The organism is Streptomyces sp. NBC_00370, assembly GCF_036084755.1.
Taxonomy (GTDB): Bacteria; Actinomycetota; Actinomycetes; order Streptomycetales; family Streptomycetaceae; genus Streptomyces.
In genome coordinates this window covers 7,002,295-7,028,538 of record NZ_CP107968.1, presented here as the reverse complement: position 1 = coordinate 7,028,538, position 26,244 = coordinate 7,002,295, and the positions used below count along the sequence as shown (strand labels likewise).

General features: G+C 69.5%; 22 protein-coding genes. 7 read left to right on the top strand and 15 right to left on the bottom strand.

The annotated features are described in order from the left end of the window. The first annotated feature begins 249 nt into the window (after positions 1–249). From OHS57_RS31285 to OHS57_RS31260, 6 genes are all read left to right on the top strand, one after another. On the top strand, positions 250–828 hold the full coding sequence (locus OHS57_RS31285) for an NADPH-dependent FMN reductase (RefSeq protein WP_041992835.1): 579 nt from the start codon (positions 250–252) through the stop codon (positions 826–828). Positions 829–846: 18 nt separating this feature from the next. Continuing rightward, the gene (locus OHS57_RS31280; protein WP_041992833.1) at positions 847–1,173 is read left to right on the top strand and encodes a winged helix-turn-helix transcriptional regulator; all 327 of its coding nucleotides are present in this window, start codon (positions 847–849) and stop codon (positions 1,171–1,173) included. A gap of 277 nt (positions 1,174–1,450) precedes the next feature. After that, positions 1,451–2,395, top strand: coding sequence for a hypothetical protein (locus OHS57_RS31275; protein WP_041992830.1), 945 nt, complete (start codon positions 1,451–1,453; stop codon positions 2,393–2,395). Positions 2,396–2,482: 87 nt separating this feature from the next. Beyond that, positions 2,483–3,457 carry a sugar phosphate isomerase/epimerase family protein gene (locus OHS57_RS31270; protein ID WP_078863782.1) on the top strand — a complete coding sequence of 325 codons (975 nt, stop codon included), beginning with the start codon at positions 2,483–2,485 and terminating at the stop codon, positions 3,455–3,457. Positions 3,458–3,621: 164 nt separating this feature from the next. Further along, the gene (locus OHS57_RS31265) at positions 3,622–6,939 is read left to right on the top strand and encodes a PQQ-dependent sugar dehydrogenase (RefSeq protein ID WP_328584075.1); all 3,318 of its coding nucleotides are present in this window, start codon (positions 3,622–3,624) and stop codon (positions 6,937–6,939) included. Between the two features lie 152 nt (positions 6,940–7,091). After that, positions 7,092–8,267 carry an ROK family transcriptional regulator gene (locus tag OHS57_RS31260; RefSeq protein ID WP_078863781.1) on the top strand — a complete coding sequence of 392 codons (1,176 nt, stop codon included), beginning with the start codon at positions 7,092–7,094 and terminating at the stop codon, positions 8,265–8,267. On the opposite strand, the gene OHS57_RS31255 is transcribed toward OHS57_RS31260, so the two are convergent. The 6 genes from OHS57_RS31255 to OHS57_RS31230 are packed head-to-tail and all read right to left on the bottom strand — an operon-like array spanning position 8,268 to position 15,019. Beyond that, entirely contained in the window at positions 8,268–9,398 is a 1,131-nt protein-coding gene (locus tag OHS57_RS31255) for a hypothetical protein (RefSeq protein ID WP_328584074.1), read from the bottom strand. 3 nt (positions 9,399–9,401) lie between these two features. Next, on the bottom strand, positions 9,402–10,469 hold the full coding sequence (locus OHS57_RS31250; protein ID WP_328584073.1) for an ethanolamine ammonia lyase-activating protein: 1,068 nt from the start codon (positions 10,467–10,469) through the stop codon (positions 9,402–9,404). Between the two features lie 56 nt (positions 10,470–10,525). Beyond that, positions 10,526–11,677, bottom strand: coding sequence for an ABC transporter substrate-binding protein (locus tag OHS57_RS31245; protein ID WP_328584072.1), 1,152 nt, complete (start codon positions 11,675–11,677; stop codon positions 10,526–10,528). 43 nt (positions 11,678–11,720) lie between these two features. After that, positions 11,721–12,611, bottom strand: a complete 891-nt coding sequence (locus OHS57_RS31240) for a fumarylacetoacetate hydrolase family protein (protein WP_328584071.1) — start codon at positions 12,609–12,611, stop codon at positions 11,721–11,723. Further along, positions 12,608–13,735, bottom strand: coding sequence for a cupin domain-containing protein (locus OHS57_RS31235; protein ID WP_328584070.1), 1,128 nt, complete (start codon positions 13,733–13,735; stop codon positions 12,608–12,610). Before OHS57_RS31235 ends, OHS57_RS31240 begins: the two co-directional genes overlap by 4 nt. 15 nt (positions 13,736–13,750) lie before the next feature. Beyond that, positions 13,751–15,019 carry an FAD-dependent oxidoreductase gene (locus OHS57_RS31230; protein WP_328584069.1) on the bottom strand — a complete coding sequence of 423 codons (1,269 nt, stop codon included), beginning with the start codon at positions 15,017–15,019 and terminating at the stop codon, positions 13,751–13,753. Between the two features lie 56 nt (positions 15,020–15,075). On the opposite strand from OHS57_RS31230, the gene OHS57_RS31225 reads away from it, so the two are divergent. Next, positions 15,076–15,885 carry an IclR family transcriptional regulator gene (locus OHS57_RS31225; protein WP_041992811.1) on the top strand — a complete coding sequence of 270 codons (810 nt, stop codon included), beginning with the start codon at positions 15,076–15,078 and terminating at the stop codon, positions 15,883–15,885. A gap of 80 nt (positions 15,886–15,965) precedes the next feature. Here OHS57_RS31225 and OHS57_RS31220 read toward each other — a convergent pair whose 3' ends face one another. From OHS57_RS31220 to OHS57_RS31180, 9 genes are all read right to left on the bottom strand, one after another. Next, positions 15,966–17,552: an ethanolamine ammonia-lyase reactivating factor EutA gene (locus tag OHS57_RS31220; RefSeq protein ID WP_328584068.1), complete on the bottom strand. Its 1,587-nt coding sequence runs from the start codon at positions 17,550–17,552 to the stop codon at positions 15,966–15,968. 1 nt (position 17,553) lies between these two features. Further along, entirely contained in the window at positions 17,554–18,348 is a 795-nt protein-coding gene (locus OHS57_RS31215) for a class II aldolase/adducin family protein (RefSeq protein ID WP_328584067.1), read from the bottom strand. After that, complete coding sequence (locus OHS57_RS31210) at positions 18,348–19,505, bottom strand: Rieske 2Fe-2S domain-containing protein (RefSeq protein WP_041992806.1); 1,158 nt, start codon at positions 19,503–19,505, stop codon at positions 18,348–18,350. Before OHS57_RS31210 ends, OHS57_RS31215 begins: the two co-directional genes overlap by 1 nt. Continuing rightward, on the bottom strand, positions 19,495–19,833 hold the full coding sequence (locus tag OHS57_RS31205; protein ID WP_041992804.1) for a hypothetical protein: 339 nt from the start codon (positions 19,831–19,833) through the stop codon (positions 19,495–19,497). The genes OHS57_RS31210 and OHS57_RS31205 overlap by 11 nt, the downstream gene beginning before the upstream one ends. Then, complete coding sequence (locus tag OHS57_RS31200) at positions 19,830–20,909, bottom strand: cupin domain-containing protein (RefSeq protein ID WP_041992801.1); 1,080 nt, start codon at positions 20,907–20,909, stop codon at positions 19,830–19,832. The genes OHS57_RS31205 and OHS57_RS31200 overlap by 4 nt, the downstream gene beginning before the upstream one ends. Positions 20,910–20,943: 34 nt before the next feature. Next, entirely contained in the window at positions 20,944–22,050 is a 1,107-nt protein-coding gene (locus OHS57_RS31195) for an ABC transporter substrate-binding protein (protein WP_041992798.1), read from the bottom strand. 17 nt (positions 22,051–22,067) lie between these two features. Continuing rightward, positions 22,068–23,966 (bottom strand): ABC transporter permease, encoded by a 1,899-nt coding sequence (locus tag OHS57_RS31190; protein ID WP_328584066.1) that lies wholly within the window; start codon positions 23,964–23,966, stop codon positions 22,068–22,070. After that, a complete protein-coding gene (locus OHS57_RS31185) occupies positions 23,963–25,132 on the bottom strand; it encodes an ABC transporter ATP-binding protein (RefSeq protein WP_328584065.1) in 1,170 nt (389 codons plus the stop codon). The genes OHS57_RS31190 and OHS57_RS31185 overlap by 4 nt, the downstream gene beginning before the upstream one ends. A 131-nt stretch (positions 25,133–25,263) precedes the next feature. Continuing rightward, positions 25,264–26,244, bottom strand: a complete 981-nt coding sequence (locus tag OHS57_RS31180) for a PDR/VanB family oxidoreductase (protein WP_328584064.1) — start codon at positions 26,242–26,244, stop codon at positions 25,264–25,266.

Below are 26,244 nucleotides of genomic sequence, written 5' to 3'. Positions count from 1 at the left end.
TGAGGTCAGCGGTGAAGGCGCCCGCACCGGGCATCTCCGGGGGAGCGCCTGCCCAGCCGCTGATCGCCCATGTGCCGCGGACCGCCGTGCCGCCTGTGAGACGAGTCACCTCTCGATCTTGTTCTCCGATGGTAGCCGCCACCGGCTGTGATCGCTCGCACATCACCCACAGCGCTAAGATATTCTTAGCTACTAAGAAATACTGATACGTTGAGGCGACTCAGACGCACGCACCGAGGAGACATCCGCATGACCAAGCTCATGATCATCATCGGCAGCAACCGCCCCGGCCGGGTCGGGCTGCCGGTCGGCCGGTGGATCGAGAGCGCCGCCACGGCGCACGGCGGCTTCTCCGAGGTCGACCTGGTCGACCTCGCCGAGCTGAACCTGCCGTTCATGGACGAGCCGGGACACCCCCGGCTGGGGGCGTACACGCAGCAGCACACGCGCGACTGGAGCGCCCGGGTCGCGGCCGCCGACGCGTTCGCGTTCGTGATGCCGGAGTACAACCACGGCTACAGCGCGGCGCTGAAGAACGCCCTCGACTTCCTGCACAACGAGTGGCAGTACAAGCCCGTGGCGTTCGTCAGCTACGGCGGCATCGCCGCGGGAACGCGCGCCGTGCAGCAGCTCAAGTCGGTGGTGACGGCGCTCAAGATGACCCCGGTCGTGGAGGCCGTCGCCGTCCCGTTCGTCAACCAGTTCATCGACGACGACGGTACTGTCGTGCCGAGCGAGATCATGACCACATCGACCAAGGCCATGTTCGACGAGCTGCTGAGGGTGTCGGCGACGCTGCACCCGCTGCGCCCGGCCCCGGTCTCCTGACGAGGTAGGCGGCGACCCATGAGTGAACTGCACCCTGTCTGCACGCGCTACCACGCGGCGATCGAGCTGATCGGCGCCCGCTGGAGCGGCGCGATCCTGCGGGCCGTCGCCACGGACCAGCACCGGTACGCACAGATCAAGGCCGCGGTGCCGGGGCTGAGCGACACGATGCTCGCGCAAAGACTGCACACCCTGGAGGACGAGGGTCTGATCGAGCGTCGGGTACTGCCGTCGTCCCCCGTCCAGGTCGAGTACCACCTCACGCAGAAGGGGCTCGACCTCGAACCGGTCATGGAGGCCATCAGGGCCTGGTCGCACAAATGGATCCCGCTCAAAACCTTTTGACGGATCATGAGAAAGTTTTAGAGATTCGTTCCAAACCTCTGGACAGCCCTCCTGCCGCGCCCTAGTGTCTCGGCCCAACCAGGCAAGTGTTTCGCCCCCGTTACAAGCGGAGGCGGAACCATCACTCCCCCCACTGGTCGGGCCGTAGTCCGATCCGAGGCGTCACGGCCGCCGCGTCGGCGGCCGCTTGCTCAGGCAGCCCCGCAGCACCCCCGTATCCACGGGGCACTCAGCCGCGCGATCGTCGCGGCTGTGATCGCAGCAGGAGGGAAGCGATATGAAGATCCGTACGCTCGTTGTCACGGCCTCGTTGGTGGCGTCCGGCGGGCTGGTGGCCTTCGCCGGATCCGCCCAGGCGGCGCTCTACACCACCTGTGTGGGAGACGGTGGCGCCGTGACCGTGGGCGGTGACCTGGTCGTGCCGGCCGGGCAGTCGTGCACACTGACCGGCACCAAGGTCAAGGGCACGGTGCGGGTGGAGGCCGGCGCCGACCTCGTCGGCTCCGGCGTCACCTTCAACGGCGCGGTCACGGTGGCCGACAACGGCTATCTGGACCTCGACAACAGCACCGTCAAGGGCGCGCTGACCACCACGTCGGCCTTCGGCGCCCATCTGCAGGACACCACGGCCAAGGCCGTGACCGCGACCGAGGGCTTCGTGTACGCGGTGGACTCCAAGCTCGCCGCCGTCACCGCTTCCGACGGTGAGCTGTACGTCTCGGGCAGCACCCTCAGCGGGGCGCTCACCGGTGAAGGGAACCTCTACACCGACGTCTACGACTCCACCGTCAAGGGTCTGACGGTCAGTGACAACTCGCTGGGCGGCGTCCTGTGCGCCAGCGAGGTCGAAGGCGCCACGGTCTACAAGAACAACGCGGACAACCTCCAGCTCGGCGGCAACGGCCCGCTCAGCACCTGCGAGGGTGCCACCTACCTCGGTGGCAATCTGACGGTCAGTGACAACACGGCAACCGCCGTACTGGACAACGCGATCGTCCGCGGCGCCCTCAGCGCCACCGGGAACAGCCCGGTGCTCCAGGTCGGTTCGCTGGCCCGGATCCGCGGCGCCGTCACCGGCGAGACCGCCCCCGTCGCGCCCTCGGCCGCCCGCTCCGCCCGCCTGGCACCCCAGGACCGCGGCGGCGACCTCGCCGAGAAGGCAGCGGCCCGCGCCGCCACCGCACGGGCCGACGCCCGCGCGGCCGGTGACTCCGACCTCTAGTGGCCCAGGTGTTCCCCGCACCTGACGTACCGGTAGCGCGCACAGCGCCCCTTCCGTCTCTCGTCACCCCACCAGCCAGGAGTTACCGTGGGTAATCTGAACAAGTCCTTCGATCGCAGGGACTTCCTGCGGGCCACAGCGGGCACCACGGTGGCACTCGCCGCCGCCTCGGTCGTCGGCGGTGTGGCCACGGCATCCTCGGCGTCGGCCGCCCCGAGCATCCTGTCCATCCCCAAGGACCGCATCGGGCTCCAGCTCTACAGCGTCCGCGACAAGGTCACCTCACTCGGCTTCGCCGTCGTCCTGACCGAACTGGCCAGAATCGGCTACACGGAGATCGAGTTCGCCGGGTACACCCAGAACACCTCCATCCTGGGCCGCCAGATCACCCTCCAGGAGATAAGACAGATCCTCGACGACAACGGGCTGCGCGCGGTGGGCAGTCACGTCGGCATCGGGAACTTCCGCAGCAACATCCAGGCGGAACTCGACGCGGCCGAGATCCTCGGCATGCCGCACGTCGGCACCGCCAACGCCCCGTCGAACAGCAACACGGTCGCCGGCTACCTCGCGGCCGCCGAGGAGTTCAACACCTGGGGCGCCGCCGCCACCGCCCGTGGCCTCAAGCTCTACCAGCACAACCACGCGGGCGAGTTCGGCTTCGCCACCGACCAGCCGTCGGTCCGGCTGTACGACGTGTTCCTCAGGAACACCGACCCGCGCCACGTCTATCTGGAGATGGACGTGTACTGGGCCTTCGTCGGCAAGTACCGGTTCCCCGGCTTCGACCCGGCCGCCTACGTGCGCAACCAGCCCTACCGCTACCCGCTGTTCCACATGAAGGACGGCACGTCGAACCCGTCGGCCGGCGACGGCTACAGCATGGTCGAGTTCGGCGCGGGCGACATGCCGTACGAGCGCTTCGTCCGGGAGATCGGCGCCCGTGGCAGCCACTTCGGCGTCTGGGAGCAGGACAACGCCGTCAACACCCAGCCCAACCCGCCGGGTTCGCTCGGTGCGGCCGAGCGCAGCTTCGCCGGTCTGAAGGAACTGCTCGGCTAGTCCGGGCGATCCGCCCCCGCACACCACCACCCCGCACAGCACAGCACAAGCACGTCAGCCGGGCTCGGCCCGCCGTGATTCCGCACCGCAGCCACGGTGCGGGCGGTGGACCGGGCCCGGCCGCACACCCTCCTGAACCGCCAGCGACCAAGGAGAGCATCATCGTGCACCGTACCCTGAGACGCCTCGTCACAGGCGTCCTGCTGGCGGCGTTGCCCGCGTTGGGCGGTGTGGCGCTCGCGCCCGCCGCCACCGCGCACAACGGCGTCGAGCACGCGGCAGCAGCCGACCCGGCCCTGGACTGGGCGAACTACGAGAAGGTCACCCTGACCAAGGAGACGGGCGAGCCGATCGACCTCGCCGTCCTCCCGGACAGCCGCGTGCTGCACACCGCCCGCAACGGCGACCTGCGGCTCACCGACCCCGGCACCGGCGTCACCAAGATCGCCAACCACATCGAGGTCTACCAGAACTCCGAGATGGGGCTCCAGACCGTCACCCTGGACCCCGACTTCGCGACCAACAAGTGGGTCTACCTCTACTACTCGCCGCCGCTGAACACACCGACGGGCTCCGCGCCCGAGCGGCTGCCCGCGGGCCAGGACGACTCGTACTGGAAGCAGTGGGAGGGCTACGACACCCTCACCCGCTTCAAGTGGACCGGTGACAAGCTCGACCTGACCACCGCCCAGGAGATCATCCGGGTCAATACCAACCGCGGCCAGTGCTGCCACGTGGCGGGCGACGTGGACTTCGACGCCGACGGCAACCTGTACATCTCCACCGGTGGCAACACCCCGGCCTCGGGGCCCAACGTCAACGGGTACACCCCGATCAACGACGCCGCCACCTACAACCCCGGCCTCGACGAGCGCCGCGGTTCGGGCAACAGCAACGACCTCAAGGGCAAGATCCTGCGCATCCACGTGCAGGACGACGGCAGTTACACGATCCCGGACGGGAACCTGTTCCCGGTCGGCACCGCCAAGACCCGTCCCGAGATCTTCGTGATGGGGCTGCGCAACCCGTACCGGATGACGGTCGACAAGGCCACCGGCGCGGTGATGTGGGGCGACTACGGCCCGGACGCCGGCAACGCCGACCCGAACCGCGGTCCCATGGGGTACGTCGAGTGGAACACCACGACCAAGCCGCTGAACAGCGGCTGGCCGTACTGCACGGGTGACAACACCCACCCGTACCGGGACTTCGACTTCGCCACCCTCACCCCCGGTCCCGAGTTCGACTGCGCCGCGCCGGTCAACGACTCGCGCTGGAACACGGGTCTGACCACGCTGCCGCCGGCGAGCCCCGCCACCCTCTGGTACGGGGACAAGGACACCGACCAGCCCTGGCCCGAGCTGACCGCGTTCCGCGGTCCCGGCGGTCCCGGCGGCCAGGCCCCGATGGGCGGTCCCGTCTACCACTACGACGCCGACAACCCGGCCCCGGGCAAGTTCCCCGAGTACTGGGACGGCAAGGCGTTCCTCGGCGAGTTCTCGCAGGACTACGTCGCGGCGCTCACCCTCGAAGGCCCGGACGGACCCGTCAGCAAGCTGGAGAACGTCCTGCCCAACAGCGAGCGGTCCGAGAACGGCATCCCGCCGTGGGACAACCCGATGGACCTGGAGTTCGGTCCGGACGGCGCGCTGTACGTACTGGACTACGGCGACGGCTTCTTCCGGCAGAACCCCGACGCGGGTCTCTACCGGATCGACTACGCCGAGGGCAACAAGGCGCCCACCGCGGTGATCAAGGCACAGCCGGCCTCCGGGCAGGCGCCGCTGGCCGTCTCCTTCGACGCCACCGGGTCGACCGACCCGGAGGACGGCACCCTCACCTACCAGTGGGACCTGGACGGCGACGGCACGTTCGACGCGACCGGACCGACCGCCACCCGCACCTACGCCGAGAACGGCCAGTACCAGGCCCGGCTGAAGGTCACCGACCCGCAGGGCAAGTTCGGCCTGACGAGCCGTCAGATCACCGTCGGCAACACCGCCCCGACCGTCGAGATCACCCAGCCGCCCAACGGCGGTTTCTTCAACTGGGGTGACGCGGTGCCGTACGGGGTCAAGGTCGACGACCCCGAGGACGGCACCAACATCGACTGCGCCAAGGTCGCCTGGACCTTCGGTCTCGGCCACAACCAGCACGGCCACCCGGTCAACAGCGGCACCGGCTGCTCCGGCGCCGTCGTCTCCCCCGCCGACGCGGGACACGGTGACACCGAGAACGTCTTCGGCGTCCTCGGCATCACCTACACCGACAAGGGCGCGGGCGGCGTGCCGCCGGCCACCGGTGACGCACAGGTCATCCTCAACCCGGCGCTGATGCAGGCCGAGCACTACGACCTGTCGGAGGGTGTCACGATCACCGACGACGCCACGGCCTCCGGCCAGCGCAAGGTGACCGCCTTCGACGCCAACGACTGGATCGCCTACGACCCGGTCTCGTTCGCCGGCATCACCGGCGTACAGACCCGGACGTCCGGCGCCGGCACCCTGTCGCTGCACTGGAACTCCTCGCGGACCGAGCCCTTCGCCACCATCCCGGTCCCGGCGGGTGAGGGCTGGCAGACGGTCACCACCGCGCTGGCGAACGCTCCGGCGGGCAGCGGTCAGCTCTACGTCACCTCCAGCGGCGGCGTCGAACTCGACGCGCTGACGTTCCAGGGCGCGGGTGTCGCCGACAAGACACCGCCGAAGGTGACCGCCACGCTCAACCCGGCGGCGCCCACGGGCGGCAACGGCTGGTACACCGGCAATGTGACGCTGAACGTCGCGGCCACCGACAACGGTTCGGTCGCCAGCCGTCAGTACTCCGTCAACGGCGGTACGACCTGGCTGTCGGCGAACGCCGCGGTCACGCTGTCCACCGAGGGCAACACCACCGTCCGCTACCGGGCGACCGACAGCGGCGGCAATGTCTCCGAGGTCGGGACGCTCGCCGTCCGGATCGACAAGACGGGTCCCACGGTGACGGTCGCGGGTGTCGACGCCGACGCCACGTACGGAGACTCCAAGCGCGTCACACCGGTGGTCACGACCACCGACGCGGTCTCCGGAGGGGCGACGGCGACCAGCACGCTGGACGGCGCCGCTCTCACCTCGGGACGGCAGGTGCAGCTGTGGCGGCTGCCGCTGGGCGGCCATGACCTGAAGGTCACGGCGCGCGACGCGGCGGGCAACACCACGACGAAGACCGTGCACTTCACCACCAGCACGTCGTTCGCCGAACTGGGCACGCTCATCGCCCAGTTCCGTACCGACGGACTGGTCACCGCGCAGGGCCAGCAGCGGCTGACGCTGCGGCTCGACCAGGCGCGGGCACACGCCGAGGCCGGCCGGCTGAGCCAGGCCGGGGCCGTGCTCGACTCGATCGCCGCCTCGGCGAGTGACACCGCCCTGGTGCCGGACGCCGCGGCGGGCGCCGCGCTGGCGCGTGACGCGAAGGCCGTGAAGGGGGGCCTGGCCGGCTGACCTGGTGGCGCGCCGCCCCGCCGTACCGGTGGGGCGGCGCGCCCTTTGGTCATCACCGTCACTACTTTTGGCAAAATCGAGGAAAGTTCGCAACAGCCGTACAAACAGCGTCGCAGTGTCCGAAACTGAGAGTGTGCGGAGGAAGTGAGACTGTGAGCATCGAGTACCGCGTATTGAGCCGGCTGCGGGACAACGGCCCGCTTTCCCGCGCCCAGTTGTCGAACGAACTCGACGTGCCGAGACCACGGCTGCTGGCCGAGCTCGACCGGATGGTCGCGGCGGGCAAGGTGCTGGAGGCGGGACCCGCCGCCTCGCGCGGCGGCCGGCGCTCCACCCTGGTCCAGCTCGACCCCGGGGTCAGGTTCGCCGCCGTCGATCTGGGCGCGAGCTCCATCGACATCGAGATCACCGACGGCAGGCTCGAACCTGTCGCGGCCGTCACCGAGGCGGCCGACATCATCCACCTGGGCCCGGTCGCCGCGCTGGCCCGGGTCAGCGAGCTGCTGCACAAGATGCGCGCCCAGGGCCACTACACGGAGATCGACGCCATCGGCATCGGGCTGCCCGGACCCGTCAGCTTCCGGGAGGGCATCCCGGTCTCCCCGCCGATCATGGTCGGCTGGAACCGCTATCCGGTACGCGACACCCTGGCGCGGGAGCACAACTGCCCGGTGGTCGTCGACAACGACGTCAATGTGATGGCGCTCGGCGAACAGCACAGCGGGGTGGCCCGCACCGTCGACCATCTGCTGTTCGTGAAGATCGGCAGCGGCATCGGGTCGGGCATGCAGCACCACGGCCGGATCTACCGGGGCGCCGAGGGGTGCGCCGGTGACATCGGCCATATCCAGGTCGAGGCGGAGTCGGCGGGTCCGGTGTGCTCCTGCGGCAACACCGGCTGCCTTGAGGCGTACTTCGGCGGGGTCGCGCTCGCCAGGGACGCCACCGCCGCCGCCCTGGAGGGCCGTTCGCAGCCGCTCGCCGACCGGCTGGCGGCCCAGGGCTCACTGACGGCCGTCGATGTCGCCGAGTGCGCGGCGGGCGGTGACACCGCCTGCGTCAATCTGATCCGCACCGGCGGCCACCGGGTGGGACAGGTGCTCGCCACGCTGGTCAGCTTCATGAACCCGTCGATGATCGTGATCGGCGGCGGGCTCTCCGGCCTCGGCCATCTGCTGCTGGCCGAGATCCGTAGCGTCGTGTACAAACGCTCGCTCCCGCTCGCCACCCGGAACCTGCCCATCGTCATGTCCGAACTCGGCCCGAGGGCAGGCGTGGTGGGCGCCGCGCTGCTGGCGAGTGAGCTGGCGTACCGGGGCCACTCCTGATCAGGGCGTCGGCGCGTAGAGCTCGTCCGGCATGTCGGGCGTGACGCCGCGTGCCGCCAGCGCTTCGAGGTAGTCGCGCCGGATCCGCGGGTCCTCGTCGCCGTACGGCAGCAGACTGCCGCCCTCACGCACACTGACGAGCACCCCGGGACGGCCGCCCACGATGGGGTTGCCGGCCCTGCGGATCCCGGTGGGGTGTTTGACCCCGCCGCGGAAGGCCAGTTGCCGCGCGGTGCCGGGCCCGGTGTTGAAGTGCTGGTGGTACCACTTGCTGGGCGGGCTGTAGACGGAGGCCTCGCCCCATTCCACCCGTACCACCCGGTCGCCGTTGCCGGACTCGTACGGTCTGCTCCCCGCCTCCTGCGGCCAGATGAGCACGTAGCCCTCCGACCGGAGTCCGAACAGCACGGCGCCGCCCAGATGGTGGTGGGCCTTGTGGTAGCGGCCCACCGGCCAGGAGGTGATGTGCGCGGCGACGGTGTTGCCCGCCATCTCGAAGACGGTCGCGTCGACACCGCTGCCCTTGACGCCGAGGGAGTCGAGGACGATCTCGTTGATGTCGGCGATGAAGTTGGTCTCCGCGATCCCGCCGAAGTAGTTCTCGTACCGCTTGCTGTCGGAGTAGTACCCGTCCCCGGGTGCGAACCGGTCGGTGAACCGGTAGTCGTTGGCGAAGACGAAGTCCTCGTTGTGGAACAGGTCCAGCACCATCGGGGCGTCGTTGACCGCCATGTACAGCACCGGCTGGGACCCGGTGTTGTGCAGCACGTACGAGCAGTTGAGCGGGATCGCGAAGAAGCTGCCGCGCTGCCACTCGAAGCTGGTGCGCCGGGTGTCGCCGGGCAGCCACACGTCGGCCGTGCCCCGGCCGGACAGGACGGTGACGAACTGCTGGTGCAGATGGCGCTGGCGCTCCAGCGAGGCGCGCGGGGCGATCTCACCGATCTGCATGCCGGTGAAGCCCTCCATGCCGTGCAGCTGCACGAAGGCGGCCCTGCCGCCGGTACGCGCCCAGTCGGCGCGCTCCAGGGTACGGACGTCGGGCATGCCGTAACCGCGGTGGACGGGCAGGCCCTCCTTGCGCATCCAGCTGTCGTAGAACGTCTCCCTGGCCTGGCCGGCTGTTGTCATCTGTCAGTCCTCCCGTGAACCGTGGAACTCGGCCATCCTCGACTCGATGCCGTTCGCGGCGCACGCGTCGCGGTACATCCGGCGCACCTGCGGGTCCTCGTCCTCGTAGTCGATCTGGTCGCCGCCGAGCCGGGTGCTGATCGAGGACATCGGCAGCCCTGTCGCCGGGTCCCTGCGCGCGTTGAGATGGCGCAACGCGAGGTAGCGGGCCGGGGTGGCGCCGGTGTTGAAGTGCTGGTGGAACGTCTCGCCGGGCGGAATGACGAGCGAGCCCTCCGCCCAGTCGTAGCGCCGGATCGGCTCGCCCTCCCGCCACATCAGGCTGTAGCCGGTGCCGCCGAGGATGACGACATGGGCGCCGGGCGCATGGCGGTGTGCCTTCTTGTAGGTGCCGACGGGGAACTCCGAGACATGCGCCATCATGGTGTTCCTGGCCAGCTTGAACTGGACGTTGGTGCCGCCGGCGCCGCGCGCCCGGTAGTCGACGAGCGGGAAGTCCCGTACGTCGGGGACGAAGTTGGTCTCCCACATCCGGCCGGTCAGGGTGCCGGCGCCGCTGAAGTAGCCCGCGGCTCCCGTGAAGCGGGCGGGGAAGTCGTAAGGGCAGTTGAAGACGAACTCGTCCTCGTCGAAGAGGTTGATGACGACGGGCGCGTTGGTCACCGAGAGCAGCGTCGCGGGCTGGTCGCCACTGCTGTTGAAGTGCTGGTACGGGACGTTCAGCGGGACGGCGAAGAGCGCGCCCCGCTGCCATTCGAAGCTCTGCTCCGCGCCGTCGGGTCCCCACACCGTGGTGCTCCCCCGGCCGGCCAGGACATAGGTCATGACCTCGTGGAGATGGCGCACCCGGTGCAGGTTCCCGCCGGGCGGGATCCGCGACACGTAGCAGTCGTTGCTGCGGTCGCTGTCGTCGTGGTTGATGAAACAGCCGTCGCCACCCGTCATCAGCCAGGGCTTGAGCGGTACCGCGCGCAGATCGGGGATGTGGAAGCCGGGGACGATGTCGATGCCCTGGCCCCCGGCCCAGCGCGCGTACGCGGTGGGAGGCCGGACGGGCCGCCGCTCTGCCATGAGAACCTCCGGTGCTGTGCGGGACCGATTGCTGTGCGGGACCTGTTGGGGCGGCCCTACTGCGGGCCGAGCAGGCCGACCATGGTCTTCTGCAGCTGCTTGACGTCCTTCGTCAGGACGTTCCAGCCGTAACTGTCGTAGTACTCGCCGCCCTTGTCGGGAATCGAGGCCCCGAGATCACCGGCGGCCGGCACGTCGGCGCGCATGCTGGGCACCTGGAGCGCGTCCGTCCAGACCTTGTTGCCGTCCTTGCACACCAGCCAGTTGACGAGCAGTTTGGCGGCGTTCGGGTGCGGTGCCTTGTTGTCGAGCGCGAGCAGGCTGGACCCGCCGGTGGTCACGGGCGGCGCGCCGGTGAGCTTGATCTGCTTGAGCGGCAGCCCCTCGGCGAGCGCGCTCTCGGTCTCCGCGTTCTGCAGCGACATCCCGAAGGCGTACTTGCCGCGGGCGATGTCGTCCAGCTCCTGGCGCTGGTCGGTGAGGAGCGTCGGCTTCTGGTCGACGTAGAGGGACTTGAGGAAGGAGTCGCCGTACGCCTGCTTGAAGGCGCCCACGTCGTAGATGGCGCCGCCGTTGGAGCGCGGGTCGTCGACGACGATCTTCCCCTTCCACTTGGGGTCGAGCATGTCCTGATAAGTCGTCAGGTCGCCGTCCTTGACCAGGCTGGTGTTGACGACGACCCCGGAGTCCACGTAGTTGGAGAGCTGGAGGATCTTGCTCTGCTCGGGGTCGACCCATTTGGGCTTGCCGTCGCGCCAGTTGGCCGCGGTGAGCAGGCCGGGGTCGAGGGCCGTCTTCAGATCGCCGAGCCAGTCCTGCGCGTAGTAGGTGGTCGACATGGTGTTCCCGCCGCCGCCGAACACGTCGTGGGAGTAGATGCCCGCCTTGCGCTCCGCCTGGAGTTTGGCCGCGATGTCGCTGTTGCGGCCGCCGATGTAGTTGACCTTGACCCCGTAGGTCTGGGCGAACGCCTTGGGCACGTCCGTACGCACACTGCCGTCAGGTGTGCCGGTCATGACCACCTGGCCTTCCTTCTTGGCGGCCTTCGCCAGGGTGCCGGCCGGGTCGGGGCACCCGGGCGCCACGGACTTGCCAGCGGCGGGCACAGCGCCTGCCGCGCCGTCGGCCGAGTCGCTGTCCGAGCCGCTCGAACAGGCACTCACGGCCAGCAGCACCATGGCGGCGGGCAGGGTGATTCTGACCTTCATCGACATCGACATTGCCTTCGCCTGTTCTCGGTGTGGAGATACCTCATTGGGGTGCGGTGCCGGTCTCCGCGCGGACAGCGAGTGTCATCGCGCCGAGCCGGCTGATCGAGGCGTTCAGTACGTCACCGGGCACGATGGGCCCGACTCCGGGAGGCGCGCCGGTGAAGATGACGTCCCCGGGGTTCAGTGTCATCATCCGGGACGCGTACGAGACGATGCGCGGCACCGATGTGATGAGTGTGGAGGTGTTGACGCTCTGCCGCTGCTCGCCGTTGCAGGTGAGCAGGATGTCGAAGTCGGCGGGGTCGCCGGCCTCGTCACGCGTGGTCAGCCAGGGGCCGAGCGGGCTGAAGGTGTCGTAGCTCTTGCGCCGCGAGCGGTCGGCGGCGCTGCGTACGGTGATGTCGAGCCCGATCGTGTAGCCCAGCACATGGTTCAGCGCGTCCTGTTCCGCGATGTCCTTGCCGCCCGCGCCGATCACCACGACCAGTTCCGACTCGTGGTGGATCTCGCTGCCCTCGCCGAGCACGGCGCGGGGCAGGACGACGGTGCCGGCGGGACCGGTGATCGAGGAGGGCGCCTTGAGGAAGACGTCGAAGTTCATCATCCAGGACTCGACCCCGCCCAGGGTGCGCTGCTGTACGGCGTGCATCTCCTCGACATGGCCCCGGTAGTTGCTGGCCGAGGCGATGATCTTCGTGGGACCGAGCACCGGCGCGGCCAAGGTCACCGAGTCCAGCGGGAGTTCGGGGCCCTTCCCGGCCGCCGCCGCGAGGTCGGGGGCGAGGGAGGCGTAGTCCCGGCACAGCGCGCGCCACCAGCCGGCCAGCAGCGGGTCGGGCTCGTGCGCCCAGGGCAGCGCGTCGGTGATGTCCACCAGATGGTCGCCGGTGACGGCGCCGAGGCGGTTGTCGTCGAATATCGCCAGTTTCATGGTGTCACCGAGTCGTCGAGAGTCGCCGGGGTGAAGACGCCGGTCACCTGCTGGGGCGTGTCGAGGGCCAGTTCGCGGTAGATGCCGAGCGCCCGCAGCACCGGGCTGTCACCGATGCTGAACAGGTCGGCGCCGGGACCGCTGTTGTGTTCGGCGGCCGCCCAGGACGGCACGACGAACATGTCGCCCTGCGACCAGTCGAAGCGGCGGCCCTCGATCACCGAGGAGCCGGCGCCGCGATGGACGACGTAGACGGCGTTGCCGGTGCGGCGCACCGGCAGGGTGCGGGCGCCGGGGACCAGCCGGTGCATGGCGCAGTTCATCGTCGGCAGCACGCTGGCCCCGGTGGCGGGGCTGACGAACTCCAGGCTGACCAGCGGCTCTCCGCTCTCGGCTGCGAGCCGGGACAGCTCCCTGTCGGTGTCCTGCCACCGGTAGACCAGCAGGGGCGAGTGGTCGACGGCGACGACGTCGCGCACCGCGCCGCTGACGAAGCGGGGTCCGGGACCCGCCAGGGTCTCCGAGCGGTTGTGCGGTGTCACGTCGGGCTGGCGGAAGTCGGGGTACGGCTCGAAGAACACCGCGTCGAGCGCCTCGATCATCGGCAGGTCGAGCCCGTCGAACCAGAGCATCGGCCCGTCGCTGGTGCTGCTGTGGTCGTGCCAGTTCCACGACGGGGTGAGCACCAGGTCACCGGGGTGCATGTCGCACACGTCGCCGTCCACGGTGGTGGCGACGCCGTCACCGGAGAGGATGAAGCGGATGGCGCCGGGGGTGTGCCGGTGGGCCGGGGCCGTCTCGCCCTGGCCGAGGCACTGGATGGCGCCCCACAGCGTCCCCGCCGCGTACGGCAGTCCGCCGAGGCCGGGATTGCCGAGGCTCAGCACGCGCCGCTCGCCGCCCCGCTCCACCGGCACCAACGCGAGGGCGCGCTCGGCGAGTTCGGCGAGGACCTGGGCGTTCCAGAGCCAGGGCACCGCACGCGGCCGGGGGGTGGGGGGCAGCAGATCACGGGTGATCGTCCAGAGCGGATGCAGATCGACGGAGGCCAGGTCGGAGTAGAAGGCGGCGAGCCGGGACTCCTCGTCGGTGTGGCCTGCTGATGTGGTGGTGTCGGAAGTCATGGGTTCTCCTGCCCCTCACGCGGTGGAGGCCGGTGCGGCCTCGATACGGCTGCGGACGTCCTGCGGCGGCAGGCCGATGCCGAACCGGGCGACCGATTCGAGCAGCGAGGCGCGCCTGCACCAGGCGCGCGCCCGGTCGGTGTCGGCGGCGACGGCCCGCAGTTCGGCGTGGTTGGCCTGCCGTTTGGCCTCGTCGCGCTCGCTGATCCGCTCGGTGTTGCGCCGGGTGTCGGCCTGTACGTATTCGACGGCGACCCGGCGGCGCACCGCGTCGAAGGTGGCCAGCTCGGCGTCCTCGTCGGCGCCTTCGAGCAGGATCCGGGCCAGCCGGCGGGCGAGGTCGACCGCGTCGTGGATGCCGCTGTTGAGTCCCACCCCGCCGAGGGGGCTGTTGATGTGCGCCGCGTCGCCGATGAGCGCGCAGGGACCCGACACGAACGCGCCCGCCACCCGCTGGTGCACGTGGTAGATCTGGTAGTCACCGATCTCGTAGCCGGCCGCCAGCGGCGCGATGCCCTGGAGCCTGCTCTGCATCTCGGCGGCGTCGGTCGCCTGCTCGTAACTCTGCCCCTGCGGGACGGGGTAGACCGCACGCCAGGACTCGGCCGTGCGCAGCAGGAAGAGCCATTCCTCGGGGTCGGCGACGTAGTTGACGTCGGCGATGTCCGGGATCAGGGCGCGGAAGTCGGCGGTGGTGCTGGCGATCAGGAACCGCTCGGGGTAGGTGAACCCCTCGAACGGCACGCCCAGCAGGCCCCGTGCGGTGGAGCTGGCGCCGTCGGCGGCGATCAGGAAGCTGCCGTGCAGTGTCTCGGGCCCCGCGGCGCTGTGCCCTTCGACCACGACACCGTCCTCGGTGACCCGGATCGCGGTGGCCTCGATGCCGTAGTGCAGTGTGACGTTGGGTTCGTCCACCAGTCGCTCGACGAGCATCCGCACCAGGTGCTGCTGGTTGAGCTGGAGGCGGTGCGGGTACTTCGTCTCGTCCTTGAGCAGTGTGAAGTCGAACTCGGCGACCAGACCCTCCTTGCGGTCGCGGTACTGGTAGCGCGGCACCGTGAGCCCCTCGGCGTGCATCTGCGCCGACAGGCCCAGCTCGTCGAGCAGTTCGAGGGTCGGCGGATGGAACGTCGAGGCCCGCCAGTCGGTGCGCGGCACCGGATCACGCTCGATCACACGCACTCGCACGCCGGCCCTGGCCAGGGCCCAGGCCGCTGTGACACCGACGGGGCCACCACCCAGGACGAGCACAGGGAGCTCACGATGATTCGACACGAATGTCATAGCCCAACCTTAGTGATTATTCCGCGCCTTGAAAGAGATCGCGCTACTATTCTGGTATGAAGAACACAACGCACGATGAACCCCACCAGCCCGCCTCGTACCCACCGCAGTCGGGGCTGTCATCGGTCGACAACGCCTTGCGGTTGCTGCATCTGATCGGTGAGCGCCGGGCACTGCGTGTGGCCGAGGCCGCCGACGACCTCGATGTCGCCCGCTCCACCGCACACCGCCTGTTGACCGCGCTGCGCCGGCAGGGCTTCGTGACCCAGGACAAGCCCAACGGTGTCTACCGTCCGGGCCGCGCCCTGCTGGAGATAGGCCTCGCGGCCATCGGCCGGGTGGACATCCGGCACGCGGCGAGACCGGTGCTGGAACAACTCAGCGAGGACACCCAGGAGACGGTCAGTCTGCTGCTGCTGGAAGGCGATTCCGTCCGCTTCATCGACTGCGTGGAGGGCTCACGTGCCGTCCGTGTCGCTTCCCGTACCGGAATCGTCCTGCCGGCGCACTGCACGGCCGGCGGCAAGGCGATTCTGGCGGCGCTGCCGGGCAGCGACCTGGGACGGCGCTACCCGACCCGGCAGTTGGACACCCGCACACCGAACTCCATCTCGACGTGGGGCGAGTTGCAGTCCGAGCTGGACGAGATCCGTGACACGGGTTTCGCGGTGAACTTCGGCGAGGGCGAGAGCAGTATCTGCGCCGTGGGAATGGCGATCTACGATCTCATCGGCTATCCGCTGGCGGCGATCGCCGTAGCGGTACCGAACACCCGGCTGGAGAACATCGAGCAGGCGAGGGAGATCGCCCCCATGATGGTGCAGGCCCAGGCTTCCGTGCGGGACGCGCTCAACGAGACGGCCTGAGCCGGGATGGTGAGCGGGTAACGCCGGGCCGGTCGGCGGTAGCCGGCCCGGTGGTGGTCTGGCGGCTGCCAGGGCGCCGGTCACAGCGAGAACACCAGTGACTTGAGCGAGACGGGCACCGTACCGGACTTGGTCAGTACGGCCCCGATGTCCACGAAGTCGAACTCGGTGACGGCGATACCGTCGACGGAGATGACCGGTGTGGTGACTCCCTGATCGACGAGGATCCCACCGACGGTCCGCGCGATGTCCCCCTCGAAGAGCAGACACAACGGCAGTCCGCGGCTGATCCGGTCGGCCAGGCCGCGCCGGATGCCTTCGACGAAGGCGTCGAGCCGGGGGAAGCTCGGCAGTCCGCTCCAGGTGAACCCGAAGACCAGCGCGTCGTCGGCCGCGAACTCAGCGCCGTCCAGATGCCGTTCGATCGCGGCGGCCACCGCCCCCGCGTCCACCGTGTCCGGCAGCTCGACGGCGGGACGTACCACCCGCAGATTGTGCAGCGGAAGCAACGCGGGATCGCTGATGTGCAGGGTGTTGCCACTGACCTGGACGGTGTACTGGGAAGCGCCGAGCACGGTGGCTCTGATCGCCCGGCGGCTGTCCTCGACGGGCCCCGGCAGCAGCGCGAACCGCTCGACCAGCGCCCGCCCGAGCAGCGGCCCGAGGTCGCCGAACTCCTTCGCCTCACGGCCGTACACGTACTCCGCGACGCCGCCGGAGAACAGTACGGCGTCGTAGGGACCGCGTTCCGTCAGCGGTTCGGTGAGCCCGAGCCAGTCCAGCCCTTCGGCCGGGTCACGCGTACCGCCGACGGTGGCGACGACCGTGTCCGCCATCAGCGCGGCGAGCCTGGCCAGTTCGGCCGGCTCGGTCCGGTCCCCCAGCCGCCAGTCAAGACCGAGCACGGCGGCCAGCCGGGCGCCCGCGGGCTCCAGCCGGACGATCCGGTTCTCCGCGTCGACCACCACGAGCCGCGCGCCCAGATGCAGCGCTGCGGTGGACCGTACGGTCCCGGAGTCGCACACCGACAGTTTGGCCGTACCACCGCCGATGTCGATGTTGAGCACCCGGGCGGCGCCCTCCCGGCTCCTGGCCACGGCCCCCGAGCCGTGCGCCGCGAGCACGGCCTCCATGCCGTGTCCGGCCGTCGCGCAGATGAAGCGTCCGCTGGCGGCGGCGAACATGTCGGCGATGGCGCGGGCGTTGTGCCGGCGGGTCGCCTCGCCGGTCAGGATGACGGCGCCGGTGTCGACGTCGTCGGGCGAGATGCCGGCCTGCTCGAACGCCTCGTCCACGACGGCCCGCAGCGCCGTCTCGTCGATGCGCAGCCCTTCGGCGTACGGGGTGAGCGTGACGGCCGACTCGTGGACCGTCTCCCGGTCGACGACGGCGAAGGCACTGGACAGTTCGCGTCCGAGCCGGCGCAGGGTGATCCGGGAGAAGAGCAGTTGACTGGTGGCCGAGCCGATGTCGATCCCGACGCTGGTCAGCACGATCTGGTCGCGGGCCCACAGCGGATGGTCCGGGTCGTCGGCCTGGATCTCGACGCCATGGTCATGGCCGTGATCGTGGCTGTGGTGGCTGTGATCGTGGCTGTGGCTGTGGTCGTCGTGGTGACGACCGTGCTCGTGGCTCGGCCGGTCCCCGGTCAGTACGGTGTCGGCCATCTCAACTCCCCTCCGGCTGCTCGGACACGAGCCGCAGGTAGAAGCGCCACGCCGAGGCGATCAGCTCGGGGCGGGTACGTCCGGTGCCGACGATCGCGGCGCGTTCGGCCTCGTCGATGCGCCTCGGCTCCCCGAGCTGCCTGGCCTGGAAGTTCAGTTCGGCCAGCTCGCTGAGTTTGATGACATTGAGAGCCGCCTCCTCGGGGCTCGCCCCCACCGCCGTCACACCGTGGCCGCGCATCAGACACACCGAGCCCGCCCCCAGCACCGCCGCCAGTTCGTCGCCCAGCTCAGGGGTCGTCACCAGCACACTGCGGTCGAAGGTCGGCACCCCGTCGGCCAGCAGCCGCAGGGCGTACGGGTCGTAGGCGCCGGTCACCGGCAGCAGCGGCACGTCGCAGACGCTGAACAGGACCGGCATCGTGGGATGGACGTGCGCCACACTGGTGACGTCGGGGCGCGCCCGGTACACGGCCAGATGGATGGCCAGCTCCTGGGGCGCGGTGAGACCGGGAGCGCCGGAGAGCAGCGTGCCGCCCCTGTCGACCACCACCACGTCGTCGGCGCCGGCGAACCGCAGCCCCGACTCGGCGGGACCGCGGGCCTTCAGCGCGACGGTCCCGTCCGCGAGCAGCATGCTGATGTGTCCGGCCGGTTCGCGGGTGAGCCCCAACCGGCCGAGGACCCGGCAGGCCTCGGCGACCCGCTCGGCCGCCGCGCGCACTTCGGCCGCCGCGCGTACCTCGCCCGCCACGACCGGCTCGCCCGCGGCGATCCGCTCGGCCGGCGCCGTCATCAGACCCGGCCTTCGGTGACCGCGACCCGGGCCTGGCCACGGGAGACGTCGAAGGTGACCACCGCCTGGGCGGGGTCCCGGATCAGCGCCATCGGGTCCTCGCCCGCCTGGATCAGCTCGACCTGCTGCCGCAGCAGCCTGCGGTACATGGCGATGCCCTTGTCCTCGGCGCCCAGCATCTCCTTCGTACGGTCGTAGACGGCGCCCTGGGTCTCCCAGGCCATCCGGTCCTGGCTGGTGAAGGTGTTCATCGCGTGATCGCCTTCGGGGGTCGTCTCCGGCGGGATGCGCACCACCTCGGGCTCCTCGTCGTGGACCCGCTCCGCACCCGGCTTGTCCGGCAGCAGCCCGGCCCTGATGATCATGGTGTGTTCGTCGTCGACGGGCACCCGCCAGTGCAGGGCCTGCAACGGGCCCTCGGGCAGCCGCAGGATGTTGGGGAAGACCAGCGGATGGCCGGTCTCCTCCTCCACGGCCCCGGTGGTGTCGCGGTAGACCCGGCGCTTGATGATGCCCCACTCGAACTGCTCGAACGAGTACTTCTCGATGGGGCGGTAGTAGTAGCTGCCCCGGTCGATGCCCTTCACCTTCATGGTGTGGCCGTGCAGCCAGAAGGTGTGCACGGTGTCGACGGCGTTCTCCATCGGCTGGAGCCAGTTGCACTGCAGCTCCTGCTCGATGAAGAGGGTGAGCTTGCCGTCGCGGCGGTCCAGCACGTCCCACCGGGGCAGCACGGGCGGCTCGCCGGGACCGAGGTAGGCGAAGAGCAGCCCGCGGTAGGCCCGTACCGGATAGGCGGCGATCCTGGCGCGCTCGCGGGCCCGCCGGTTGTCCTGCTCGAAGGGCTGCTCCAGGCACTGCCCCGTGCTGTCGTACTTCCAGCCGTGGTACGGGCAGCGGATCTCACAGCCCTCGACGAAGCCGTAGTAGAGCGAGACCCGCCGGTGCGCGCACGACTCGGCGACCAGGGCGTAGCCGTTCTCCTCCGTCAGATAGAGCACCAGGTCCTCGCCCATGACCCGGATCCGCTTGGTGCGTTTGTCCGGGGAGAGGTCGGCGGTGACGGCGACGGGCTGCCAGTAGCGGCGCAGCAGGTCGCCCATCGGGGTGCCGGGGCCGACGCGGGTGAGAAACTCGTTCTCGGCTTCACTGATCATGATCATGCTCCTCTTGGTTCCGCAGGGCCTGCCGCAGCATGGCGGCGACGTCGCGCCGCAGGGCGCCGCGCTCCCCTTCGCCGCCCGCTGTCCAGCTGTCGGCGATACGCCGCAGGTACGGCGCCGCCGCCGCGTCGGGGAGGCGCTCGATGAGCGGCTCGATGTCGCGTTCCAGCTCCTCCAGATAGCCCCAGGCCCTGTCGTCGGCCGCGCCCCAGCCGAGCCGTGCCTGGAGCGCGTTGAGATAGCTCCAGAAGTCGACCGTCAGCGTCTGCCCGTCGGTGGCAGGCCGGAAGTCCTCCTCGAAGCTGCGCTCCAGGGTGATCATTGCCGGGCCCTGGCGTAGACCTCGTCCATCCGGCTCTTCGCGCCGTTCTTGGCCAGTTCGGCCTCGAAGGTGGCACGCACCGAGGGATCCTCGTCCTGGTACTCGATCTGGTCGCCGCCCTCGGTGGTGGGGCGGTCGATGAGGAACTGCTTGAACAGCGGGTACTTCTTGCTGCCCCACCGCAGGGCCAGGTAACGGGCGGGCGTGGTACCGGTGTTGAAGTGCTGGTGGAACCACCGGTCGGGCGGTACGACGATCGAGCCCTGCTGCCAGTCCACCTTGCGGACCGGCTCGCCCTCACGCCACAGCAGCGAGAAGCCGGTGCCGCCGAGGATGATGACATGGGCGCCGGCGTTGTGCCGGTGGGCCTTCTTGTACGTTCCGGTCGGGAACTGCGAGACATGGCCGCAGAGGCTGTTGTCGGCGATCTCCAGCATGACGTTGGAGCCGCCCGCGCCGCGCGCCGCCCATGACTTGAGTTCGATGTCGGCGGCGTCCGGGATGAATCTGCTCTCCCAGACCCGGGACCGGTACGCGGTACCGGCGCCGCTGAAGTCGTCCTTGTCGGAGCCGAACCGGTCGGTGAAGTCGAAGTCGCAGTCGTAGATGAACGAACGGTTGTGGAACATCCGCATCACGAGCGGTGCGCTGGTGACGGTGTAGAAGCGGGCCGGCTCCGACCCGCTGCCGTTGAAGTGCTGGGCGTGGGCGTTGAGCGGTACCGAGAACACACTGCCGGTGTTCCACTCGAAGCTGGTCTCCGTACCCGCCGCGTTCCACACCTTCGTCGAGCCCCGGCCGGCGACCACGTAGGTGATCTCCTCGTACAGATGCCGTTCCGGTGCCACCTGCCCGCCGGGGGCTATCTCGATGATGTGGGCGTCGTTGACGTCCTCGGTGCCCTCCAGCCTGGCGACGGCCGCCCGGCAGCCGCGCCGTGCCCAGTCGCCGAGTTCGACGGTGCGCAGGTCCTGGATGAACAGCCCCTCCACGACCTTCAGTCCCTCGTCCGTCAGCCACTGTTCGTAGGCCGTCGGGCGTTTGATGTCGGGCAGCTCGGTCTCGGCGGTGGTCATGCGTGTTCTCCTTGTCGGCGGTGCTGTGTGTGGGTTAGTTGGCACCGATGAGGCTCTTGATCAAGGTCGTCGCCTTCGCGACACCCTGGGTGAGGAATTCCCACGAGTTGGTGTCGAAGTACGTCACACCGTCCTTCGGCACCTCCCACTCCGGCAGGCTGGCCGGCGGCTTCACGTCGGTGCGGGTGCTGGAGCTGCCGTACGCGGTGTTCCACGCCTTGTTGCCGTCGGGGCAGGCCAGCCACTGGGCGAGCAGCTTGGCGCCGTTCGGGTGCGGGGGCTTGTCCGAGACGGCCAGGAAGCCGAACCCGCTGGTGGTCTGCTGCAGATCGGGCGCGACCACCTGGATGGGCAGTCCGTCGTCCATGGCCTTGGCGACGTCGAGCTGGCCGAGGGCCAGGGCGATCGGGTACTTGCCGCGCGCCAGGTCGTCGGTGCCCTGCCGGGAGTCGGTGATGAGCACCGGCTGCTGGTCCTTGTAGAGCTGCTTGACGAACGCGTCGCCGTAGCCGGGTGCCGCCTGGAACATACCGACGTTGTAGATCGCGCCGCCGGGGCTGCGCGGGTCGATCGTGGCGATCTTGCCCTTCCACTTCGGGTCGAGCAGGTCCTTCCAGGTCTTGATCTCGTCGGGCTTCACCTTGTCGGTGTTGATGACGACGGGGACGCTGACGTAGCGGCTGATGCTGAGGATCTCCTTGTCCGGGTCGACGAACGGCACCGTGCCGCCGCGCCAGGACTTGGGGTCGAGCTCCGCCGGGGTCAGCACCTTGGTCAGCGGGGTGATCCACTTCTGTGCGTGGTACGTGTTGGCCATGGTGTCGGCGCCGCCGACGAACACGTCCTGGGAGTAGATCCCGGCCTTGCGCTCGGACAGCAGCCGGGCGGCGTTGTCCTTGCCGCTGGTGCCGATGTAGTCGAGTTTCACCCCGTAGGTCTGCTGGAACGCCTGCGGCAGCTGCTGGCGGATGGTGTCGGTGGGCGAGCCCGACATGACGACCTTGCCCTCCTTCTTGGCCGCCGCCGCCAGCGTCCCGGAGGGGGCCGGGCAGGCGCTGTCGACCTTGCCCGAGGCGCCGAGGGTGGTGGATCCGGAGTCGTCGGACGAACCGCCGCCGCACGCGGTGGCCGCGAGGGCCACCACCGCGCCCGCGCAGATCAGCTTCCAGTTACGGTGAGCGAGGAATCTGTTGATGACGCACCTGCTTTCGTTGTGGGGCGGGGGTTCCGCGGCGCGCTGCCCGGCGTACTGCCCGGCGCGCGGCTGTCGCGGCGGCGCGGACGCGCCTTGCGCAGCCGGCTGCCGCTCAGCGCGCGGGCCAGCAGGGCCACCCCGACCGTGAGCATGCTGATGAGGACGCCCAGGACCGATGCCTGTTCGAGCACACCGCTGGTGCTGTACTCCAGGAGCAGGATCGACAGGGGCCTGGAGTCGTTGCTGCTGAGCAGCACGACCGTGCTGACGTCGCTCACCGCCGCGTGGAAGGTGAGCACTCCCGCCGCGGCCACCGAGGGGCCGAGCAGCGGGAGGAGGATATGGGCGTAGCTGCGGAGCTGGCTGGCGCCGCAGATGCGGGCCGCCCGGTCCAGGTCGGGACTGATCTGGGCGATGGCCGCCTTCAACTGCTGCGTACCGGTGGCCATATGGCTGATGACCAGCGCGATGATCAGCCCGAAGAGATTGCCGTAGAGGACGGTGCGCAGCGGGGTGCCGAGATAGACCCACAGCAGGCCGAGACCGAGCAGCATGCCGGGGACGGCGGCCGGCAGCCAGGCCATCACGTCGATGCCGCCCCGGGTCGGCAGGGTGCTGCGGACCACGGCGAAGGCGATGACGAAGTAGACCAGCACACCGATGAGGGTGGCGAGCACACCGATGATCAGTGTGTTGCGCACGGACGAGGCGAACAGGTTGTCGTTGAACAGGGCCGACCAGTGCGCCGTGGTGAAGGGGTTCTTGAGCTGGAAGAAGCCGAACCTGCGCATGAAGGAGCCGAGCAGGATGGCGCCCATCGGCAGCACGACGGTGATGACGGCGTACAGCGAGAGCGATCCGGCGACGACCCAGCGGCGTACCCGGCCGAGCCGGATCGGCTCGTCGTTGAAGGTGTGCGCGCCGACGGTGATGTAGCTGCGGCTGCGGGTGGCGAGCCGCTGCATGATCGCCAGCATGATGAGGATCGGGATGAAGACCGAGCCGAGGGCGGTGGCCGTGCCGAACTCGGGTGGTGAGTTCTGCAGCCAGTTGTAGATCTGCGTCGAGTAGACGTTCAGCCCGATCGGGGTGCCCAGCAGCAGCTCGATCTCGAAGGTCTTCAGCGAGTAGACGAAGCTGAGCAGGGTGGCGGCGACGATGGCGGGCCGCATCACGGGCACGGTGATGAGGACGAGCGTACGGAGCCGGCTGGCGCCGCAGATCTGCGCCGCCTCCTCCATGGACCGGCTCATCCTACGGAAGGCCGGCACCAGCAGGATCACCATGATGGGGACGGTCGTCGTGGTGAGGTGGGCCCAGATGATGCCCCAGTAACTGTAGATGTTGAAGGGGCCGTTGGTGATGTCACCGAGCCCCGGGATCATTCTGACCACCTGGTTGGCGACGCCGTTGGCCGGGTCGAGGAGCAGGATCCAGCCGAGGGTCATCGACAGGGACGGGATGAAGAACGAGAACCAGAGGAAGACTTCGATGATCTTGGCGCCCGGCATGTCGGTGCGGGCGATGAGCCAGGAGATGACGGTGGCGATGACCATACCGATGAGCACGCGCGGTACGGCGAGCCGCAGTGTGTTCCATCCCGAGTGCCACAGCGTGCCGTTGGCGAAGGCGTGGCGCCAGTTGTCCAGGCCGTAGGACGCGGGGTCGCCGGGCCCCGCCACGTTGAGGCTGTTGAACAGCAGCAGCGCGACGGGCACGACGGTCACGGCGGCGACCAGCAGCAGGAAGACGATGCCGGCGAGGCGTGAGCCGCTGGAGCGGCGGGCGCGTATCAGGGTGCGTACCGGCGCGGGCAGCGACTCGGTCTCCTCCGGGGTCACCGGCGGCAGCAGGCCGGTCACAGCGGCCACACCATCGCGCGCTGCGGGTCGACCTCGACGACGACCTCGTCACCCGGCTGATGGACGACCCTGCGCGGCGCGCTGAGCAGGACGTTGGATCCGGCGATGTCGAGTACGTACTCGAAGCTGTCGCCGAGGTAGACGGACGACAGCACCCGCCCCGCCACCTGGTTCGGTGCCGGTCCGGCCACACCGGCGGCCTTGATGTCGACGTCCTCGGGGCGCAGGTGCACACCCACCCGGTCGCCTTCGCCGAGTCCGGCCGGCACATCGGCGCCGACGATCTCGCCCACCCGCAGCGCGCCGGTGTCGAGCAGGATGCGGCCCTTGCCGGTGTCGCCGGTGACCACGCCCTCGACCACGACGAGCCGGCCGAGGAAGTCCCGTACGAACGGTGTCTTCGGGTGCTCGTACAGCTCGGTGGGCCGGCCGACCTGCTCGATCTTGCCCTTGTTCATCACCGCGAGCCGGTCGGCCAGGGACAGTGCCTCGTCCTGGTCGTGCGTGACGAAGAGCATCGTGATGCCCAGTTCCTGGTTGAGCCTGCGGATCTCCCGGCGCATCTGGGTGCGCAGTTTGGCGTCCAGGTTCGACAACGGCTCGTCGAGCAGCAGCAGATCGGGGGTGTAGACGAGCGCCCTGGCGAGCGCGACCCGCTGCTGCTGACCGCCGGAGAGCAGGGTCGCCGGGCGGTCGGCCATCGCGCCGAGGCCGGTGATCTCCAGGATCTCCTCGACCCTGCGGCGCCGCTCGGCGCGCTTGACCCGGCGCATCCGCAGCGGGAAGCCGACGTTCTGGGCGACCGTCATGTGCGGCCAGATCGCGTAGGACTGGAACACCATCGCGATGTTGCGCTTCTCCGACGGCAGGAACGTGCCCTGCCCGGCGTCGGCGAGTGTGTTGCCCCGCATGGCGATCGAGCCCTCGTCGATCTTCTCAAGACCCGCCACCATCCGCAGCGATGTGCTCTTGCCGCAGCCGCTCGGGCCGAGGAGCGCGAATATCTCGCCCGGCCTGACGTCGAGGTCGATCCGGTCGACCGCGATGACGTCGTCGAACTTCCGTGTCACACCGGACAGTCGGAGCTGAGCGGCGGGCTCGGCCGAAGCCTGGTCCACCGGGTCCGCGGTCGGGCCTTTGAGGCGGTCCGGCGTGGTCGCCCTCATAGACATCTGCACTCCTCGGCTCGGTCCTGATTGGCATGACACTAACCAGGAATCCCTCATACAGAAATAGTTGTCACAACAGTTCTTCAGTGTGGAACTGTGACCCGAAGTCCCAGGTCAGAGGTATTGGTTCAGAGGTCCAGTGTGAGCAGCCGGGAGGCGGACCGGCCGACGCAGATCATCATTGTGTCGCCCCGCTCGCGCTCCTCGGCCGACAGCACGGTGTCGTGGTGTTCCGGCACACCGCCGAGCACCTTCGTCTCGCACGAGCCGCAGTAGCCCTCCTCGCAGGAGAACCCCACGTCGGGTACGACCTCGCGGGCGACATCCAGCAGGGTGCGGTCCGGTGGTACGTCGAGTGTCAGCCCGCTGCGGCGCAGTTCGACCTTGAACCCACCGGCGCCCGCCGGCGGTCCCGGCGCTGCCGTGCTCACCCCGGGTGGTGCGCCGAACCGTTCGATGTGCAGGGCCCCGGGTGCGGCGAGCGCACACGCCTCGGTGACGGCGCGCACCATGCCCTCGGGGCCGCAGCAGTACACGGCGGCGCCCGGCGGCGCTGCCCCGACCAGGGAGGGCACCGGCAGGATGCCGTGCTCGTCCTGCGGTACGACATGGACGCGCCCCGCGCCGAGTGTGGCCAGCGTCCCGGTGAACGCCATGCCGGCCCGGGTGCGTCCGCCGTAGTGCAACTCCCACGAGGCACCGTCGGCCACGAGCCGGCGGACCATGGCCAGGATCGGGGTGATCCCGATACCGCCGGCCAGCAGCAGATAGTGCGGGGCCTCGACCAGCGCGAAGTGGTTGCGCGGTCCGCGGATCCGCACTGTCCTGCCGACCAGCGCCGTCCCGTGCACCTCGGCCGAGCCGCCCCTGCCGTTCTGCTCGCGCAGCACGGCGACGGTGTAGGAGTACGGGTCGTCAAGCGGCCCGCACAGGGAGTACTGCCGGACCGTGCCGCTGGGCAGTGTGAGATCGATGTGCGCGCCGGGTGTCCAGGGCGGCAGCCGGCCGCCGGCCGGATCGGTCAGGGTCAGGGATACGACACCGGTGGCCTCCAGGCGTACCTGTCGGACCAGCAGCGCACGCGCGGCGAGGGGATCAGGATCGTTCAT

Excerpts from the sequence above, each read along its gene's own strand:
- OHS57_RS31285 (WP_041992835.1), top strand. The coding sequence starts at position 250 with ATGACCAAGCTCATGATCATCATCGGCAGCAACCGCCCCGGCCGGGTC.
- OHS57_RS31280 (WP_041992833.1), top strand. The coding sequence starts at position 847 with ATGAGTGAACTGCACCCTGTCTGCACGCGCTACCACGCGGCGATCGAG.
- OHS57_RS31275 (WP_041992830.1), top strand. The coding sequence starts at position 1,451 with ATGAAGATCCGTACGCTCGTTGTCACGGCCTCGTTGGTGGCGTCCGGC.
- OHS57_RS31255 (WP_328584074.1), bottom strand. The coding sequence starts at position 9,398 with ATGACAACAGCCGGCCAGGCCAGGGAGACGTTCTACGACAGCTGGATG.
- OHS57_RS31250 (WP_328584073.1), bottom strand. The coding sequence starts at position 10,469 with ATGGCAGAGCGGCGGCCCGTCCGGCCTCCCACCGCGTACGCGCGCTGG.
- OHS57_RS31245 (WP_328584072.1), bottom strand. The coding sequence starts at position 11,677 with ATGAAGGTCAGAATCACCCTGCCCGCCGCCATGGTGCTGCTGGCCGTG.
- OHS57_RS31240 (WP_328584071.1), bottom strand. The coding sequence starts at position 12,611 with ATGAAACTGGCGATATTCGACGACAACCGCCTCGGCGCCGTCACCGGC.
- OHS57_RS31235 (WP_328584070.1), bottom strand. The coding sequence starts at position 13,735 with ATGACTTCCGACACCACCACATCAGCAGGCCACACCGACGAGGAGTCC.
- OHS57_RS31230 (WP_328584069.1), bottom strand. The coding sequence starts at position 15,019 with ATGACATTCGTGTCGAATCATCGTGAGCTCCCTGTGCTCGTCCTGGGT.
- OHS57_RS31225 (WP_041992811.1), top strand. The coding sequence starts at position 15,076 with ATGAAGAACACAACGCACGATGAACCCCACCAGCCCGCCTCGTACCCA.
- OHS57_RS31220 (WP_328584068.1), bottom strand. The coding sequence starts at position 17,552 with ATGGCCGACACCGTACTGACCGGGGACCGGCCGAGCCACGAGCACGGT.
- OHS57_RS31215 (WP_328584067.1), bottom strand. The coding sequence starts at position 18,348 with ATGACGGCGCCGGCCGAGCGGATCGCCGCGGGCGAGCCGGTCGTGGCG.
- OHS57_RS31210 (WP_041992806.1), bottom strand. The coding sequence starts at position 19,505 with ATGATCAGTGAAGCCGAGAACGAGTTTCTCACCCGCGTCGGCCCCGGC.
- OHS57_RS31205 (WP_041992804.1), bottom strand. The coding sequence starts at position 19,833 with ATGATCACCCTGGAGCGCAGCTTCGAGGAGGACTTCCGGCCTGCCACC.
- OHS57_RS31200 (WP_041992801.1), bottom strand. The coding sequence starts at position 20,909 with ATGACCACCGCCGAGACCGAGCTGCCCGACATCAAACGCCCGACGGCC.
- OHS57_RS31185 (WP_328584065.1), bottom strand. The coding sequence starts at position 25,132 with ATGAGGGCGACCACGCCGGACCGCCTCAAAGGCCCGACCGCGGACCCG.
- OHS57_RS31180 (WP_328584064.1), bottom strand. The coding sequence starts at position 26,244 with ATGAACGATCCTGATCCCCTCGCCGCGCGTGCGCTGCTGGTCCGACAG.